General features: G+C 32.4%; 17 protein-coding genes. 1 reads left to right on the top strand and 16 read right to left on the bottom strand.

Features of this window, described 5'->3' with window-relative positions; genetic code table 11:
- Positions 1-379 precede the first annotated feature (379 nt).
- The 13 genes from ABKJ27_RS04885 to ABKJ27_RS04825 form a co-directional block, all read right to left on the bottom strand.
- Positions 380-1,930 (bottom strand): ClC family H(+)/Cl(-) exchange transporter, encoded by a 1,551-nt coding sequence (locus ABKJ27_RS04885; protein ID WP_410011441.1) that lies wholly within the window; start codon positions 1,928-1,930, stop codon positions 380-382.
- Between the two features lie 16 nt (positions 1,931-1,946).
- On the bottom strand, positions 1,947-2,726 hold the full coding sequence (locus tag ABKJ27_RS04880) for a ribonuclease HII (RefSeq protein ID WP_410011440.1): 780 nt from the start codon (positions 2,724-2,726) through the stop codon (positions 1,947-1,949).
- Complete coding sequence (ylqF, locus tag ABKJ27_RS04875; protein ID WP_000201324.1) at positions 2,713-3,564, bottom strand: ribosome biogenesis GTPase YlqF; 852 nt, start codon at positions 3,562-3,564, stop codon at positions 2,713-2,715. The genes ABKJ27_RS04880 and ylqF overlap by 14 nt, the downstream gene beginning before the upstream one ends.
- An 81-nt stretch (positions 3,565-3,645) precedes the next feature.
- Positions 3,646-5,154 carry a tyrosine-type recombinase/integrase gene (locus ABKJ27_RS04870; RefSeq protein WP_088777677.1) on the bottom strand — a complete coding sequence of 503 codons (1,509 nt, stop codon included), beginning with the start codon at positions 5,152-5,154 and terminating at the stop codon, positions 3,646-3,648.
- 84 nt (positions 5,155-5,238) lie between these two features.
- Positions 5,239-5,472: a DNA-binding protein gene (locus tag ABKJ27_RS04865; protein ID WP_075228603.1), complete on the bottom strand. Its 234-nt coding sequence runs from the start codon at positions 5,470-5,472 to the stop codon at positions 5,239-5,241.
- Between the two features lie 302 nt (positions 5,473-5,774).
- A complete protein-coding gene (locus ABKJ27_RS04860; protein WP_000286248.1) occupies positions 5,775-5,996 on the bottom strand; it encodes a helix-turn-helix domain-containing protein in 222 nt (73 codons plus the stop codon).
- A gap of 687 nt (positions 5,997-6,683) precedes the next feature.
- Positions 6,684-7,895: an MFS transporter gene (locus ABKJ27_RS04855; RefSeq protein ID WP_075228604.1), complete on the bottom strand. Its 1,212-nt coding sequence runs from the start codon at positions 7,893-7,895 to the stop codon at positions 6,684-6,686.
- Between the two features lie 424 nt (positions 7,896-8,319).
- Positions 8,320-9,534 (bottom strand): ATP-grasp domain-containing protein, encoded by a 1,215-nt coding sequence (locus ABKJ27_RS04850; protein WP_410011439.1) that lies wholly within the window; start codon positions 9,532-9,534, stop codon positions 8,320-8,322.
- A 19-nt stretch (positions 9,535-9,553) separates the two neighbouring features.
- Positions 9,554-10,747: an ATP-grasp domain-containing protein gene (locus tag ABKJ27_RS04845; RefSeq protein WP_075228606.1), complete on the bottom strand. Its 1,194-nt coding sequence runs from the start codon at positions 10,745-10,747 to the stop codon at positions 9,554-9,556.
- Positions 10,740-11,963, bottom strand: a complete 1,224-nt coding sequence (locus tag ABKJ27_RS04840; protein ID WP_314414889.1) for a hypothetical protein — start codon at positions 11,961-11,963, stop codon at positions 10,740-10,742. The genes ABKJ27_RS04845 and ABKJ27_RS04840 overlap by 8 nt, the downstream gene beginning before the upstream one ends.
- Positions 11,950-12,507, bottom strand: a complete 558-nt coding sequence (locus ABKJ27_RS04835; RefSeq protein WP_410011438.1) for a CYTH domain-containing protein — start codon at positions 12,505-12,507, stop codon at positions 11,950-11,952. Before ABKJ27_RS04835 ends, ABKJ27_RS04840 begins: the two co-directional genes overlap by 14 nt.
- Positions 12,500-13,480 (bottom strand): radical SAM protein, encoded by a 981-nt coding sequence (locus ABKJ27_RS04830; protein WP_000114485.1) that lies wholly within the window; start codon positions 13,478-13,480, stop codon positions 12,500-12,502. Before ABKJ27_RS04830 ends, ABKJ27_RS04835 begins: the two co-directional genes overlap by 8 nt.
- Before the next feature lie 282 nt (positions 13,481-13,762).
- Positions 13,763-14,620, bottom strand: coding sequence for a helix-turn-helix domain-containing protein (locus ABKJ27_RS04825; protein ID WP_410011437.1), 858 nt, complete (start codon positions 14,618-14,620; stop codon positions 13,763-13,765).
- A 643-nt stretch (positions 14,621-15,263) separates the two neighbouring features.
- Between ABKJ27_RS04825 and ABKJ27_RS04820 the strand changes: the two genes are divergently transcribed.
- Positions 15,264-16,112, top strand: coding sequence for a helix-turn-helix domain-containing protein (locus ABKJ27_RS04820; protein ID WP_025169843.1), 849 nt, complete (start codon positions 15,264-15,266; stop codon positions 16,110-16,112).
- 43 nt (positions 16,113-16,155) lie between these two features.
- On the opposite strand, the gene ABKJ27_RS04815 is transcribed toward ABKJ27_RS04820, so the two are convergent.
- The 3 genes from ABKJ27_RS04815 to ABKJ27_RS04805 are packed head-to-tail and all read right to left on the bottom strand — an operon-like array spanning position 16,156 to position 18,739.
- Positions 16,156-18,018 (bottom strand): SAG1250 family conjugative relaxase, encoded by a 1,863-nt coding sequence (locus ABKJ27_RS04815; RefSeq protein WP_410011436.1) that lies wholly within the window; start codon positions 18,016-18,018, stop codon positions 16,156-16,158.
- Positions 18,005-18,370, bottom strand: coding sequence for a MobC family plasmid mobilization relaxosome protein (locus tag ABKJ27_RS04810; protein WP_410011435.1), 366 nt, complete (start codon positions 18,368-18,370; stop codon positions 18,005-18,007). The genes ABKJ27_RS04815 and ABKJ27_RS04810 overlap by 14 nt, the downstream gene beginning before the upstream one ends.
- 9 nt (positions 18,371-18,379) lie before the next feature.
- On the bottom strand, positions 18,380-18,739 hold the full coding sequence (locus ABKJ27_RS04805) for an SAG1252 family conjugative relaxosome accessory protein (protein WP_061370830.1): 360 nt from the start codon (positions 18,737-18,739) through the stop codon (positions 18,380-18,382).
- Positions 18,740-19,050 lie beyond the last annotated feature (311 nt).

The raw sequence follows: 19,050 nt of genomic DNA, 5'->3' as shown, positions 1-19,050 counted from the left end.
AGTTTCCAAATACTAAACCAGAATGAAATAGTCAACAGAATAAGGAAAATAAAAAAGAGATTATCAGTAACGATACTTCTGTTCATTCTACTTAACTGAAGAGCTGTGTAAGGAGCTATGGGATACAAAATACATTGTATAATTGCTATTGTTTTCTTTTTCATGATTTTAATCTTACTGTACAGATTTTATACAGTAAACTCCTTTCTAGCTTTATCATTTCTAACTTAATTATAGTCTTATTTTTACCAAAGCTCAATTATTTGTATGTGAAATATCTTATCTGTAAAAAATAACCGATCTCATTGCTGAGAATCGGTTTTCTAATATATTTAATTAAGAAATTTATTTTTACATAACATAAATTATGTAAAAACTTCTACAACAACAAATCTTTGACTTTCCCAATTTCACTTTTTGGAATAACTAGGTGAATCATATCTCCGAGATACATTCTAGTTGAACCGTTAACTGTTTGGCTCTTACCATTATGTACTTGGGTGGTGATGAGTACGTTATGTGGCAAGTTGAGTTCGTGTACTTGTTTTCCTGCTATTTTATCTGAAACAGGAATTTCAATAAGTGTGACTTCTCCTTCATCTGACGCTTCTTCAGGCAGCATTTTTTCCAACATAGCCTCATAGACTGGCGCACCTTTGAGCAGATCCATGATGATGTAGGCAACTAGGGTTACTAAGCCAAGTGGCATGAGGTTGCGAATATCTCCTACCATCTCAGTTACGAGTATCATAGCAGTTAAGGGAGCCTTGGATATTGCTCCAAAATAACCACTCATTCCTAGAATGACAAATATAGGGAATTGCTCTTGACTGACAAGTCCAAGATTGACACAAATAACACCAACTAGGGCTCCAAGTAAGGAGCCAAGTGCCAAAATGGGTAGGAAAATTCCTCCTGGCAGGCCACTTCCATAGCTAATCATACTCCAAATAAAGCGAATCAAAAAGTAAACTAATAGAACTTGGAAACTAAAATCTTGCTCAGTTAAGGAAAGAACCAGCTGATTTCCACCACCAAGGATTTGAGGTAAGAAGATTCCGACTGGTAGGATGAGAATGAAGGCAAGAATTGGGTAATAAGCTCTATCCAAACGGATTTTTTGACCTATCCAGTCATAAACTCTACCGACATTGAGTACAGCTTTCTCATAGATAAAACCAGAAAGTCCTAGAAAAATTCCCATGAGGAGGTAAATCCAATACTGGTCTAGGGTCATGAGTGGGATGTTGTCTGGCATATCCAGTACGGGTGTTAGACCAAATATGAGCAGAGAGACAAAGTTTGCTACGAGACTAGCTGCTAGAGTAGATACCCAGAAAAAGCGTGAAAAATGGTGATAAACTTCTTCTACTACAAAGAGGAGGCCTGCTATTGGTGCATTAAAGGCAGCGGCTAATCCTGCTGCAGCACCACTGGCAATCAGGGAGCGTTCCTCTACTGGACTGGATTTGAGCCATTTGGCAATTCCTTTACCACCAACCGCTCCAAGTTGAATACTGGGTCCTTCACGCCCCAGCATAAGGCCACTTGCAATAGCAAGAATTCCTAGGATATATTTTTTCCAAAGAACGCCCCACCAGTTGAGGGTCATGAGGCCTTTCAGTTCGGCTTCGACTTGAGGAATTCCTGAGCCTTTGATATCTTTTTCTGATCGAGTTAATTTCGCACTGAGCCAACAAACTATTAAATAAAATAGAGCAATGATAAAAAGATTGCGCACTAGATGCGCTTGATCTTGATAAAGTCCTTGTATCAGGTGGAAGCCTTTTTCGATTAAGAAACGAAAGGATCCAACTATAATTCCAACAACGAGACCAACAATGATTCCTCGTCCAACTTGGGATAATATGGTGCTTGAGGCAAAGGCAAATTCTTTCTTGGAGCTGAGTGTTTCTGACTGTTCCTCCATAATCATTCCTTCTAACTTAACTTTCTTTTTTACCTGCAACCAGTGATTTAACGGGTTCAAAGCTGGTTCGGTGAATTGGGGTAACTCCTAGTTTTTCGAGTCCTTCCAGGTGTTTAGCTGTTCCATATCCTGCATTAGCAGCGAAATCATAGCCAGGAAATTGCTGGTCGTATTCCTTCATCAATTCATCACGTGTCACCTTAGCTACTATAGATGCTGCTGCGATCGAGAGGGAATTGGCATCTCCTTTGATGATAGATGTTTGTGAAATTGGTAAATCCAGTTTCATGGCATCTATCAAAAGGTGCTCAGGTTGAGGACTGAGCTGGGAGATTGCTTCCTTCATGGCCAGTTTGGTTGCTTCATAGATATTGACTTGGTCGATGACTCTATTATCCATGATACCAATGCCGATTGATAATGCTTGATCTTGAACGGCTTGATAAATTTCTAGATGTTTCTTTTTAGGAATTTTCTTGCTGTCGTTGAGGCCTCTAATCTTACAATTTTGAGGTAAAATAACAGCTGCAGCGACTACAGGACCAGCAAGAGGACCACGACCAACCTCATCAACACCTGCAATTAAGGTCAATCCTTGCTTATAAAGTTCTTTTTCATAGGAAAGCATGGATTCCAAACGAAGATCCTCATCCAATTCTGCCTGAATGGCTTTTTTACGCTTGCTTATTTCCTTTAGAACTCCAGAACGATTATCCTGCTCGAGTTCTAAAAAAATAGGGTTATCTAAGTCCTTGACAGTAGCAAGGAGTTTTTTGATTTCTTTAATCGTCACCATCGAGGTCTTCCAATGTATCTAAGGTATAGTTACCGAGTTTGCCGTCGCGGACTTCCTTCACGAAGAGACTGTAGAAACGGTCATAGTCATCACGGAAACCGAGGGCACGGGTCATATCCATAATAATAACAGGCGCTTCTTCTTCAATTTTCATTTGTTTAAAGCGTTCAGCCAACTTTTCTGGATAATGTTCTTTAAAATAATTGAGACCAAAAATAGTTACCTCATCCATAGGAAGCAACTGGTCTTTAATAGCTCCAGTCAAGGCCAACTTAAGCGCAACAGTTTCATCCTCAAACTTAGGCCAGAGAATCCCTGGTGTGTCTAGGATTTCAAGGTCTTTATTGGTTTTGAGCCATTGTTGTCCCTTGGTCACACCTGGTTTATTGCCGACAACGGCAATTTTTTTACCAGCCAAACGGTTCATCAGAGTGGATTTACCAGCATTTGGAATCCCGATAATCATGGTACGCAAGGTTTCAATTTTAATCCCACGTTCTCTCTGGCGAGCAATCTTATCAGCCATGAGTTTTTTGGCCGCATCTGTTACAACTTTTACAGTCACTTGCTCTTTGGAGTTGATAGCTAACGTCTGGATTCCTTGTGATTCAAAATATTGACGCCATTCCTTGGTCATTGCTGGGTCGGCCAAGTCCGCCTTGTTTAAAATCAAGAGTTTTGGTTTGTCACCAACAATCTTAGTCAACATAGGATTTTGACTAGACAGAGGTAAGCGTGCATCAACCAAAATCGTCACAAAATCAACAAATTTTAAATTTTCCTGAACCTGTCGACGCGCTTTAGACATGTGACCAGGAAACCATTGAATAGTAGCCATTGAGTTTTTTTCCTTTCATAGCAAGGGTTTAGAGCCCCTATTTTATTTTACTATTGTCTAAACACCAAGCGAACACCAAAACTACCATGCAATGGAAAAACCTCTGATTTGATTCTCGCTTGATTTCACAATCTTTATATCAAACTGTGGGTGGTATTTGACAATATCTTTTTTGATTTTTAATAGTAAATTTGAAACAATATTTTTAGGCGAGTAACGTGGACTAAGATGTAACAAGTCTTTGAACTCATCAACACTTAATTCTACTTTATTGCTATTATCACTAGTTTCAATGAATTTTTCAATCATTCTGGAATATTTACAGGTATAACTTTTCAATTCTTCAAAATGGAAATTGTGATTTTCTACAAATTGATTTAAGGCTTTTACAGTATTTTCTTGTGAACGATTTATATTATGTGTATAGCCCATTGTTGTCTCAAAGTTAGCATGTCCTACTCTAGTCATAATATCTTTCACTGCTATGTGCATCTCATTGCTTTGAAGGTAACTAATATGCATATGCCTAAACGAATGGGGAGTAACATGTTTTACCCACTTAAAACCATAGTCACTTAAACAATTTGTCAATAATTTTCCTTCTATTCGTTTCAAAATTTGACGAAAAGTGCTTGATGTTATTGGAGAGCCGTATTCTGTTCTAAATACACTTTCAGAATGTGTAAAAGCAGGACAGGGATGTTTCTTCATATAAGCATCAAACTCTTTATTTCTCTGTATTGTCCTTTTAATAGCTTCGCTTGCAGCTTCAGGCAAAGCTACTTCTCTAATTGAATTGAGTGTTTTAGTTGTATCAAAATGAAATTGTTTAACTTTTAAACAATGATATTGAAGTGCTTTATCAATATGCAAGATTCCTTTTTCAAAATCAATATCTGATGGTAAAAATGCTGCTTCACTAATTCGAATACCTGTAAGCAACAATACTATAGCAAGATCATAATAGTTTGCATTTCTGCATTGGCGTAACACATCAAAAAATGCATGTAATTCATGGATTTCTAGAAATTTAGAATCATGTCTTTCTTTTGCTTTACGCCTTTTCTCTAGTGAAATATCTAGTTTTACCGCAGTCATTGGAGAAAACTTAATGACATTATATAACACACCATGATTAAAAATCTTATTACAAGTACTTTTTATATGAGTCATTGTTGAAGGCGATGCATCATACATTTCTAAATATTTATTGAGACTATTTTTCATCAGAAGTGGAGTAATCCTGTCTAACAAAAAATCATCTCCTATAATTTTCCCAAGACGCTTCATAACCAGTAGTTCTCTCTGAATTGTTTGTGGTTTAACAGAGACACACCAAGTCTGAAACCAATTTTCTTTTAACTCTCCAAATGTTGTAATCAGTTCAGGACTATACTGACTTTCAAATGAAGTAGTTAGTCTATCTATTTTATCAAGAACCTCTCTTTCAGCTTGTTTCCTCGCCCTACTAGTATTCTTAGTATAACTTACAGTTACTGATTTCCACTTTCCTGTTAGTGGATCTTTGTACTTTTCAACCACTTGATATAAGGGTTGCCCTTTTGAATTTGTTTTAGTTACATAATACATAATTTAATTCCTCTTAACTCTTAAAAAGAAATAAATCATTGTTGTATAGAATAAATAACTATCCTATATTATACCATGACTTCCTTATTTTGTCCGCTTTTGCTTCCATCTTAAGAAACTTTCAAATCCTTCTAGATTAATGAAAACAAGTTTATGGGTTGGGTTAATTACATACGTGGAAAATGTTCTGTTTTCTCGCATTTCTTTAATCCATCTGTTCAATGTATATTGATTTAAACCATCCCATCTTTTTAGAATTCCTTTTTTATCGGCCCATTCTGCAATGGAATTTTCGACAGATATATATTTTATATTCATGACATCATCCTTCCTAAAAAATATTTTTACCTCCATGGCATGACTGATGAAGTCATCATAAGAATTTCACTTGCTGCTCTTTTACGGTGGCAGCCTGAACGGTCAGAAGTATCATTGTATATCATTTGTATCATGGCATATAAAGTATCGCTCTATTTTATTGATGGTTTTAAAATCGCTCTTATCATGGCGAGCCATTCAAATCTGCTCCACAAATGAGGAAAGTACCATTTTGGACTATTCAATTGTCAAAGAACAAATAAAAAATCTCCTCATTTTCACACTCTATGCAATTGAGGAGATTATTTTCTAAAGCGAATTTTATCAGGAAAATCTGTCAATCCCAATAGATAGTCTGTACTGACATCGTAAAAGTTTGAGAGAGTTACCAATACATCTGCCGTCAAGGCATGCTCACCCCGTTCAATTTTAGCATAAGCTGAGTTTGTAAACGAAAGTATTTTAGCTATTTGTTTTTGGGTCAAATCGTGATCTTCCCTCAAATCTCTCAAACGTCTGTACATCTAGCTTTCTCCTGAGAAAAGTATAATATATAAAACCAAGAAATCTTTCAAACTGTCCAAACTGGACATTTTGAACTAAAATTAATTTATTAAACACTTCTCGTAAGCATATCTATTATAGGTAAGACAATATTAAGAAAGACGGTCAAAATCTATTAACCGTCTAAAAACAAAAATGTTATAAGCTATTAAAAAATCAGCAGTAATCCGGTAACAAAAGTCGCATAATTTTGTTAAGGAAGGAATTAATGATGTTCAGATTACTGCTAACCAGCAAATTGAAAAATGGTCAACATGATATTTCTAATGTGAATCTCTTACTTTCAGAACCTAAAGGTTGAATAATAGCCACCCCCTACTTATCAATAAAATTATCCGTTGCATTAACAGATGTATATAAACCACTCCATGGATCCAAAGCAATTAACTAGACTTTATTTGTCAATAACCACAAAATTAGATTAGAAAAATCATTAAAAATTAATTGGAATCCTTTGTGATGCTTTCTCAATAAAAGTAATACTTCTCAATATTTTAACTGAACTAAAGTAATAGCATAATGGTATCTTGATTGTATTCTTCTAAAACAGATTGCCCTTCACATTCAACTGTGATTGATTAAATGTTTCCAAAAATATATTCCAAAGGCGCTCTAAATTCTCTGTATCAGCTATTTTTTATCAGCTATCAACTTCTATCATACCTCTTCAATAGCGTGCTGAATATTAGCGATAATACCGTAATAGATACACCAATAATAAAAATATTAAAAGTATTGTTAGGATTTAAAACTACTGAGAAAAAAACGGTACCTAGTGGCATAAAAAGGATCGCTACTGAAAAGATAATTCCAAAGACTCTGCCAAGAAACTCATTATCTACATCTCTTTGAACAATAGAGAAAAATTGGATATTAAAAATGGAAAGAAATAGACTAAATAACGCTGGAGAAAAAATTAGGATAATGAGGTTATGGAATATAAAATAAAGCGGTGCAGTTAGCATTAACATTAAGCCTGAACACGCTGAAAAGAGAAGTAAACGTCTACTTGACAAAGATCTATTGACAAAACCACTTAATATCGATCCCAAAAAACCACCAATTGCTTGCGCTGTTAGAAAGCTTCCATAAAGTCTATCTGAAATTCCTTCAAACATTTGACTACTATAAGGTAATAATAAATTATAGGCTGCTAGAACAAAATTAACCAAAGCAGAAAGAATGATAATAATAAAGATTGGTTTATGGCTATAAACATACTTGAATCCTACTTTTAAGTCGTTAAAGACTCCATTTATTGTCATTTCCTCCTTTGTATCTACTTCTTCATTCACAGGTGTAACAAATAAAATCAATAAAGCTGCCATTAGAAAGGATAATCCATCCAATAATAGCACCCCCCGTACCCCTAGAATGTTGTACAAGAAGATTGCTACCATAGGAATCGTTACTTTTATTACAGTACTCGTTGTTTCTAATAGTGAATTTAGTTTGGAAATACTATCTTCTTTTACGACTTCTTTCGTAAAAGCCTTGTAGGACGGTCCTGAAAATGCGCTCATAAAAGCCAATATGACATTTGTGATAACAATCGCATAAACTAACCATTGTTCTTTAGAGATTAATGATAGAACTATGCAAGCGATCCCAGATAAGAAATTTGTTCCAATGATAATTTTTTTCCGCTTAAAACTATCTGCAATGACTCCACCGAATAAATTGAATAGAACCCCGATCACCTTTTCTAATGATTGATAAATGGCAACCAACGATAAAGATGTTGGATTTAGTCCGGCCAGAAAGGTATTATTAGCGAAGTCAAACATGATATCTCCGATTTTAGATACCCCTTTACTCATGACAAGATAACTTATATTCTTTGTTTTTTTATTTTCCATTAATATTACCTCATATTATCTTTTTCAGGTCCTCCATTAGCAATGTCTAAATGCTACCACAATTTGTATAAGGCACTATTTAATTTCATCATAGTTTAACAATAAAAGTATATCTACAACCTATCATTACCATTATTAGTGTTATAAGACACCTTAAATAATGGTTGAAAGAAACTATGAAATAACTTTGAAAGTATTACTCCTTCAAAAGAGCCTTTAAAACCCAAAAATTCTAAGGATGGAAATGTTGATTTATCCACTTTTATAGAATCTGATTTTTATAAAAATAGGAGTTTTTAAAACTCCATCATGAAATATCTGTATTACCAACTAACTTCACCAAGTAATTGAACTAAATTCTCTCGTATCTATTAAAAATGTAATATTCTTAATCTTATGCAGATAAAAAATTGGACTCTAACTACTAAGTAGTAAACCATGTATCAGTAATAGTTTCCGACCAATCAATTGACTTGCTATAAAAATTCTTTATATCCATTGCTTTTTGAAGAAGTTCATCCAAATTCTTCCCAAAAAAGCTAACAGTTAATAAGTAATCCATCTGTTTCTGTAATCCAGCAAAGCGAACATTTTCATATTGTTTAATTTGTATCTCTATAATCCCATCCAAATCCAATATTGGAATAGACTTCACATATCCCTTTTGTGCCGGTATCCATACTTTCCCAGAAAGCCTAACACTTGAAGTGTTGCCTATATTATAAGGAATGCCTAACTCTCTTTTTACCAAATATTCATCCAAATTAATTGAGAATGATTTAATAATATTTTTTGTATATTCACCCCCTACAAGCCTACTTCCAATCTCACAGAGTATTGGATTACCAGATTTATCAATAAATATTTCTGCATGAAAAATCGTATTATAATCAACTTCAAATTTTTTAAAAATCTCTGCAGTATAATTTTTTAATAACTTGTCTTCATTAGAGTCAATATCAAGCATTATTGAACCAAGACCAAATCCCTCTTCAAATGCTTCTAAACAATTTTTGATATACATACTACAACAAGAAAACTCTATCGATTGACCGTTAAAAAATCCGTCAACATGATATAGCTGTCCACTCACATACTCTTCAACCAAGTAATCATCTAGCGAAATATTATAAAGAACATCTGACAACGAATCTTTATTCTCAATTTTGATAACACCTTTTGAAGCCCATTTTTTTCTTGGTTTCAAAATCACAGGATACCCAAATTGTTCACAGAAAGACACAACATCCATAAAGTGATCTACTTTTCTAAATTTAGGAATTTTAAAACCTTCTTTAGAAAGTTTTTTCCGCATTAGATATTTATCTCTAAACAATAGTGCTTCTTCAAGTGTTTGACCTTTTATTCCCAAATTTTTTCGTATACAAGCAGCTCGAATAATACTACCTTCTTCAAAAGCTAAAATTTTTGTAACAGGATCGATTTTATTTAATTCATAAATAAATTGCTCAACATTTCCGTTGGTCTCAAATTCAGGAAAACCTATAGCCTTATCATAAGAAAAACTATTTATCGTTTCGAGATAGCCCAAGATATATACCTCTTGGTCAAAATCATTTAACCATTTTAAATAATTATGTTTAGACTTACCTTCACGATCAATAATCACTACAGACATATTTCACCTCCAAAATTGACTATTCATACAGTACTTCAATACAGGAATTCAATGTCTTTTCTCTACCTGAGATTAACTCATTGTAATCGTTTGAAGTTTTTATCACATGACCAATCCTATTTGAGCTACCTATTTCTCTCCTCTTATCCCCCGCTTTAACATATAATTCAGTAGCGATAATATCCTTATGATTTTCAATATAGTGATCATCTAAAGTAACTGTTTTAATTACTTCACCTTCAAATTCCTCAAAATAAATAGCTACAAATTTAGAAGAAAAGACAAAATTATCAAAATCATTTAAAAGTTGGGCAGATGATAGGGCTGCTATCTCTATAGGATTATGGTTTATACTAATATTTCTATATAATTCCGAAATCATACCTCCACCTAATCTAAAGTGAGTTTCGACAACATGAATCTCTTGATTGTTTGTGATAATTATCTCTGTATGAGTTGGACCATTTGTAACCTTCAAAATTGATAATAGTTTCCCCATATAGTTGTTAATTATATCTTCTAAATCAGTCGAAATATTAGCAGGTACAATATGGCCAATCTCAACAAATGTTTCGAGATTTTTTAATTTTTTTGTTATACCATAAATATGATGCTGACTATTTACGCTTATAGCCTCTATACTAAATTCTTCACCTTCAATAAATTTTTCAATTATAAACGTTTCATCTGAAATCTCTACTTGATTCACTATTTCCTTCACGTTTGATGAATCAACTTTATAGATTGCTCGACTTCCAGTACCATCTATCGGTTTTAAGATTGATGTGCCATTTTTGTTGACAAATCTTATCACATCATCTCTATTCTCAATCATTTCACAGTTAACGTTATCAAAGAATGAATTTTTCAAGTAAGTTCTCAATGCATACTTATTATTTATAACCATCATTTGAGTTTCATTGATATTAAAAGGTATCTTTGTTTTTTCAGCTATTTTGTATGCTAATGCTTGTAAATTTTCAAACATACAAATTATCGATTGATAGTCTCCTAAATATTCAACAGCCTTACTTACTGTTTCAATAATTTGAACTTCATTTTTAAAACTGTTAAAGGCAAGAACTTCATCATAAAGATCTTTAAAATATGGTTTTATCTTCGAAGATTCACAAACCAATGTTAACTTACAATTATTTTTTTTAAGTGCTCTGTGTATTTCAGAGAAACCACCAATAACAAGTATTTTAGACATTTTTTTCTCCTAATAGTTCATCAATATCTACTAGTCTATTATCGTTTCCTAAGGCTAAACTTCGAATAGAATTCCGTTTTTTTATTTCTATATGAATACCTCTATCCTTGAGAATATCAGAATATTTTGCTACTATCCATTCAGGAAATATTCCGTATTCTCCTTTTAGTTTTCTGAAATCAATTGAATTAACCTCTTGATTCCTAAGCATGTTTTCAACTTTATTCAATCTCTTTGCTATATCAATAGAGAAATAATTTATTTTTTCTATACTTTCCTCAAGTTGTCTCTTCTGCTGAATGTTCAAATCAGTATAACCTAAACTGTGAACAAGATTAGAAGATAAGTCAACTAATTTTTTCTTTGATAAATTGGAGATAGTTTTTGAATCTAATAAAAAAGCTAATTCACGTATAATTTTTTTTAAAAAATACCCCTGTTTTTTATTTGAAATTTCTCCTATCCCACCATGAATTAATAAAACCAAAACTCTAAAAAGTAAAACGAATCTATTAACATTTAAAAAATCAATAGGCAATGATGACACAACTGGCAACAAAAAATTAATTTCGGAAATTCCCCAGATTGATTCTTTTTCTTCTAGAATCATTGCTAAACGTTCTGCATAAAAAACTACATCAAAATGGTAGTTTCCATCTCTATATATAGTTGCAATTGTTCCGAACGGAACTACACCATTAAGATACTTGTAATATAAGTAAGAGTAATTACCTGTAGGTCTCTGTTTTCCTATATGAAATTTCTCAATATTTTTCCATTCATATATATTTTCAGATGGTATTCCTGTTTTTATGTACCATCTGCGAAACTCTAATTCTTTATCACATCGTACATATATACGGTGTGTAAATAAACCAATGCTTTGCAAAAAAGCTAAAGCATGATAAATCATCTCTTCCGGTTCTTTGCAATTCTTAACTAGAAATGATAAGCCAACCTCCATCGGATTAGTCAATCTATTAATACCGACGCCATCTAATTTATTTGAAAAATATGATAGCTGTTTTGTTACATATTTTTCCACGCAGCCAGTTTCAGATAGCATATCAAACAAACTAATATGCTCTGAAATAGCAGACATATTAAAGATAGTCTCTGACCCTCTAGGTCTAACAACTTTACCTTCTTGTAGTTTTCGAAATCCATTTTCTTGACCATAAAAATAAAACTGTTTGATAATTTCAATTACGTCCATTTTTTTCTCTCATTAATTGGACATAGCCCTTTGTTTCTATTTTTGAATTTAAAAACGAGAACTCTCCGCACATTTTCTCATAAAAATTATTATAATCTTCTTTTGAAAAATCTCCTAAAATCTCTATTTCAAGATAAAATCCAAGACCATCAATCTTATCTAGATTAATGGTTTTATTTTCTAATACGTCATGATAAGTCTTTCTATATTTACTTATTGTGAAAATATTTGAAAAACCATCTTGCAAGATATTCCTTACAAATTCTAGTTTTTCAGATTCCAACTCTATTTCACTTTCACTCCACATTCCTTGTTTTATCGTATCTTTTCTTGTGAAAACACATGCCTTAACATCAGCTTCTTGACGAATTCTGTAAATAAAGCTACCTACCTCATCATTTTCAAATTCTCTTCCTTTTGTTTTAAAATATTCATCAACTTGCTTATTTTCACACTTAAATTTATAAGATTTTTCTAAATATGAAATAGCATTATTATAATCCCTCTCATCGTTAAGTTCAAATCTAACTTCTAATTCATTCATTAATTTTACCTCTCAATTCTTCAAAGGCTGAAGTCTCTTTAAATTCACTCAGTCTATAGTAAGTTTCTGGTGATGTTTTATGGACACAAAGCCTAATATTGTAATTACCAAGCAAATTTTCTAATCGTATTCCATAAAAATATTCACCACATCTGCCCTTTTCCCTAATTCTACAACATTTACACATATCGTGCAAGTAGTTTGGAATCAGTATTTTAAATCCCACTTCACCAATATTAGGAACATTATAAAAAATAGTTCCAGATGAACTTCCTTTGATATATTTCCTACTTATTTCAATACCATTTAACGAATCAAAAAAATTTCTAATCGCACTAATAGATTTTTCATTGCTTTCAACTTCGTTTAAGATTCTTATGGCAATGTTGCGGCTACTAGCCCACTTCATCACTTCATAAGCTCTACCGAAATCTTCAGAGCTGGCTACAACAGTATTTATCTTTACAGGAACTCCTTTTCTACTTACATATTCTATTAGTTCTTTTAACTTCCGATGATTTTGCTCTACCCATCTATTAGAACGATTAACTTGAGTGTTGTACATTTCAACCGTATCTACCGCATGTAAACTAAAATTAATTCCATCTATTCCCGAAGATATTATCTTATCAAAAACCTCCTTTTTACCTCCAATTGAGGTCATCTTAACAACAAAATTATATTCTTTCAATTTTTTAATAATTAAGTCAATATCTGGATGTAAACTAGGCTCACCACCTGTCAAATGTACCTCAGTAATATTTAAGGAATCTGTTAGATCAATAAAATCATTAAAAAATTTATCATTGAAAAAATCAATATTTTTTATTAATCTTTGTTCCCTACTACCTGTTCCTTCATTATGACACCACCAGCAGTTCCAATTACAGTTATCTGTCAGCTTTACCCTAATACTATTCAATGGAGTATATACGGAATCTTTTCTAGGTTTTATAAACTCTAATACACTCATTACAACCACCCCAGTTCTAGTGAATATCTTTTTCGATATTCAAACTTGTAACTCTAAATACTATAATTCCTTAACAGAACCCTAACTAAAAATTGTTTAATCAAAATAATTCTTCAAATCCAGTTTTTCAAGACTTATTTCTATACTAAAACAACATCTTACCAGAACTTCAATAATTTCTTCATGATTAATCCTCCTTGATTATAAAAACTATTAGACCTACTGCCTAATGTTATTATATCACTAGCAGTTGGTCTAATAGTTTTTATCCCTAATTTGCAATTAGTTACTATTAAGTACTCTCTCAATATATTTTTCCCATCTATCTACTAAACTCATGCTTTCCAAGGTTTTCAGAAAGCCAATACACTTTCTCATCTCTAAAATATTACTCAATTCATTTGACATCTTAAAATTGTAACAACTATCTATGAGGTGAAAAACTAATCTTTCATATAATTCTGTTTCATCAAAAAATAGCTGGACTAATTGTTCTCTATAATAAGATGCATCAACTATATTATTTCTTTCTACGCTGAGGCTAAAAGCATTAAATAACATGCTGGTAATTAATCTTCTATGGGTCGGTAAATGTTTATAAAAATCAGTTCTCCTCACCATTTCCTTCGTTAATATCATAATACTTGATTGGCAAAAAATTTCCATTGTGGAGGAAAATAGCTCTAATTCATATTCACCCCAGATATCTATGCTGAATAAATAGTCTGATATAAAATCAATTTCTTCAGAAGTCACAATATTATCTTTCTCAATTTCTTGGAGCTTTAACTTAATCAAAATTATTGTTAATTTCTTACTTAGTTTCTCCTCTTCCTTTTCTATACAATTAATTAGGAGTCTTCTCAAGGCTGGGCTGTTGTTCTTATAAAAATAATTATTTATCTTATCAATTACCTCGAAATTACTCATCTTATGAAAACCACGCCCTAAATACATAAACTCTTCTAAAGATACGTCCAGTGTCTTTAAAACTGAAAGTAATTTACTAAGAGTAATATCTGTATATCCATTTTCAAATCTAGATAACTGAGAGGTAGAAATCTCATCATTAGCAATATTATAAAGAGAGAGGCCCTTAGCTTCTCGAATTTTTTTTAAGATTTGTCCTAAATTTTTCATTGCTTCCTCTCCTTGTTGCAGATTAGGGATGTTTTCATATATAAGTAAGCCAATTAGTTTTCAAATATTCTAGATTTTAGTAAAACTAAAATAGTATTTCTATTGTGATTATACAATGAAAGTAAACACGTCACTCATAAAAATATGTTTTATATGACAGCAATCAGTGAAATATAACAGTTTTCATTTCATTTATTAGTCGTTAAAAGCTTGTCTTTTTCCTACTTTTGTTCCTAATATACCTTTATATGATAAATATCTGCAAGTTACCAATCTGAACGCTTAGAAATATATTCTTTGTAGTGTCTTACTTGAGATTCGTAACTGTTTTTCTAATTCTCACTATCGGAACTAACTTTGCAATAAGTAACAACCCTTTTTAGGTGTCTTCTATGTCTCTTAGACGAACTAAATAACCAGCTTTTATTATTTGTGATAATAACTTCTTGCATAATAGATATCCTCTAAGAATTACGTATAAGATTAGTAAGAATCAACCTCCGACTATAATGATAATATCCATAATCAATAACAATATTGATGTAAATTTTAAAATTTTTTTCATACTGAACCTCCCTTTATTTTTTTATTTATTGTATAATAAATAAAAAATCCTTGTAATTTTGTTGGGAATATGGGAAAAATGAAATCAAAACTTGGTATAACACTCAGAAAAATTCGAAAAGGGAAGAAAATAAGTTTAAGTTCAATTGCTGATAGTAATTTATCTAAATCTCAAATCTCTAGATTTGAACGGGGAGAATCAGAAATCTCTTGTATTCGACTAATCAATATTTTAGATAAATTACATATAACTTTGGATGAATTTATTATTCTTCATGACAATAATTCTACTAGAACTGGATCATTCGCTAACTTGGTGCAATATATTCGAAAACACTACTCCACAAAAAATTTTGATAGTATTATTGAATTACTATCAAACTCTTCAAGTTATAACTTGGGTCCTTATGAAAAGACAATGGTAAAATCGATTCTCTATACAACAAATAAAAATTTTCTCCCCTCGGACGAGGAGTTATTACAGCTTACAGATTATCTTTTTAAAGTTGAAAACTGGGGTTACTATGAAATTATCTTATTAGGTAACTGTGTAAGAACAATTAATTATAACTCCTTTTTCCTATTAACTATAGAAATGTTAAAAAATTATATCTATTCAACATTAAATAAGACAAATAAACGGCTTGTTACACAATTGGCAATCAATTGCCTAATTGTTAGTATTGATAAAGAAGAATTTCAAAATTGTAGTTTTCTAATCAAAGAAATAAAAAAATTACTAAATAATGAATTAAACTATTATGAACAAACCGTCTTCTTATATACATGTGGATACTTTGAATTTAAGTGCAATCTTGCGAACGGAATCGAAAAGATGAAACAAGCACTTCAGGTATTTGAAATTCTAGGAGAACATAATATAAAAGCACAGTACCAAGAGCACTATGACAAATATATTAATCAATGACACAAGGATAGTTAATCTTTAACCACCATAGGATTAGTTCTTGTTATTCCAATAGTATTTCTATACTAAATTTTTTATCAAAATCCTTATCATTCAGTACTTTTACAAACATTTCTAAATTTTTTATTAAGTTCTCATACTCATAAAGATAATGATTTAGCTCCTCTTTAAACGCTCTTATTTCTTCGCTTACTTGTTCTACTGTAATTGATTCTGGCAAATTTAATTTTAAAAAGTCATATCTTGCAAGCTTTCGACTGCTCACATCTTCACTCTTCAAATTGATAAGCACTTCCGCCATCTTATTTAAGTTGGCGATTTTTTCATTAATTTGATTTAGTTTTATATCTATCTCTGCTATTTCTTTTACTAACTCATCTTTAATGTCTTGGTATTTCTTATCTGCTTCAGTTAATTCAATGAAGAGGTTAATCTCAGTAATCTTTTCCTGTAGACTCTTAACTGTAGGTCTTCTGTATGGTATTACTCGACTATCGTTGGTTAGCTGTCTTATCAATGTTCGTCCTTTGACATACTGATTCTTATCCGAATGTTCTTTGTTATAGACAAAGTATGAGGTTGTCTCACGTATAAAGATTTTATATTTTGTTTGATTCTCTTCTTCCAGAATATCTAATTGATAATTGGGAATGAAAATGAGACCACTCTGCTTAATACCAAAAGACACTTTGATATAAATGCCCTCATCAACTAGCTTCGCTATTTGGTTCTCTGCAAGTTCCACTTCAAATTCACGAACGGTATCTCGTTTTTCCTTAAATGTCTTAAAGGCTTCCTCAATCTCTTCAGTGGATACTTTAGCCTTATCTCGTTCTTCTTGGAAAGCATGGTACTGTTCCTGTAAATTCTCTAATCCTTCTGAAGCAATGACTTCCTTATTTTTAAAATAATCTTGAAAAAATTTGACATCATATAATTTCTTATCACTTATTTTTTGATGACCCAAACTTATCTTTTGATTATCTTCTTCCAGGATAAAAGTTACATTTTTTTGTTTTAAGTCAATGGTTAGATTCAATTCTTTTGCTTTTGTTATTAAATCTTCTAAAGAATTGACACGGTTCAACAAAAATTCTAAACGACTTTCAATCTCTTGCTTAGCAAAATGCGTTCTAAAAAATTCTTCATCATATAGATCTCGTTTGCTGAGTTGGCGTCCTCGAATTGGTTTTATCATCGTTCTATCTGTCATCAAAAAACGGCTATGCTTTTGACTAAAATCAATCTGAACATGCAACTGCCTTGCTTTCTCTAAAAAATCATCAAACGATTTAGATTGCTGCAGCAAAAAATAAAGACGTTGTTTCAATTCAAACTTATGACTAGATTCCCTATATTTTTTATAATCTCGATAGGAATAACGTTTCTCAATAATTTTTGCACCAGCCACTTTAGAAATACGGTCTGAAATCATACGGAGGTTTCGTTCCAAGGCATAGTTCCATATCAACTTTTTATCTGAATTGCGGTCAATAGCGTTGATTAGGATGTGATTATGAACATGATCTTTGTCTGTGTGAGTTGCTACGATAAACTTAAAATGACCTCCTGTCAATTCCATCATGGTCTCATAACCAATGCGGTTAATTTCTTCAGGTGTCAGATTATCTTCAGGAGAAAATGATTGAATGAGGTGATGAGCATGAATAGTTTGTTGGTGTTTTTCTTGTCGGTCGTTTCTGGATTCGTACAACTTGTCATTATTGCTGAAGTTGACATTGTACATCTCTACCATTTCTGCATGACTAGGGAAGTCCAAGTAATTGCTCATGCCAAAATCAGATACCAATTTCAAATTGTCCGTTTTATCAGGGTTAAGAATATACTTAATTAAACGCCTACGATATTTTTTTCCGTGCGTCGAAAAGTGTTTAGTAACTACCATGAAACTCCTTCAGTCTTTTCACCTCCACTTGAAATTCTTTGTCCACTTCCTTAATTAACTCTCCGACTCCTTTACTCAATTCTTGTAATTGGTCCTGAGAAATCAGATGGCTTTGATTAATCGCACGCGCAATTTGATTGATGTTATTTCCAATCCGTCTCAATTCAAAAACTAACTGGTCATAAGTATCAGTGTTAATCGTGACAAATGACATATCGGGATTAAGCAAAACTTTTCTGGCATAGACTGAGAAATTTTGACAATTGCTCTTAGCAATCCGTTCATTCAATTGGTGTAATTCTGGACCAGTTAGAAATACTTTTTTGAGATTGGTACGATAGCGATAAACCATTACATCCTCCTAACCCATATATTTTTCACGGAACTCACGACTGAGTGGCTGCACTTGATTCACTTCTGAAATCAATTCTTGAACGCAAGTCAATAAGATTGAGACGTGCTCTTGAGTCACTTGATGATTTTCTCTTGCGACAACCAGAACTTCATACACATCTCGACTAATCTGTTCAAACTTTTGAGACTGCCAAAGGGAGAACCAACTTTCAAAAATTCTATCCTGATAATTCTTTTTCAATAAATTTTGACGAAGAAATTCTGAGAAACTATCCACTTTTTGTTCCCTCATCATTTCTTTTATCTGTTTTTCTTCTTGTCTCGTAATTCTAAATTGCTTTCGGATTGACTTAATTTCTTGTCCCATTCTGATATCCCTTCAACATTCTACTTGTCTGACAGTGTAAGTCTACCTCACATTGTCAGTACGCTTCCTAAAGACCTCACTTGGTTCTTGTTCGGTCTTTGCGAGCTCAGATATTGTGTCCACAATATCTCAAAAATCATATCGCCAGCTGATCAAAACCTTCCAGTTATGACAGCTAACGATAAGATAACTTGGTGGCTTCGCCCCCAAACCCCCATAGAAAATCAAAAATTGATTTTCTATGGATGATATTAGGATAACAAGGATGATTTGGAAAAGTTATCACAAATATTGTGACAATATCTGCAATG

Source organism: Streptococcus sp. KHUD_011, assembly GCF_046352925.1.
Taxonomy (GTDB): domain Bacteria; phylum Bacillota; class Bacilli; order Lactobacillales; family Streptococcaceae; genus Streptococcus.
Note: the sequence above shows the minus strand (reverse complement) of the source record. Positions and strands in the feature narration are given on the sequence as shown.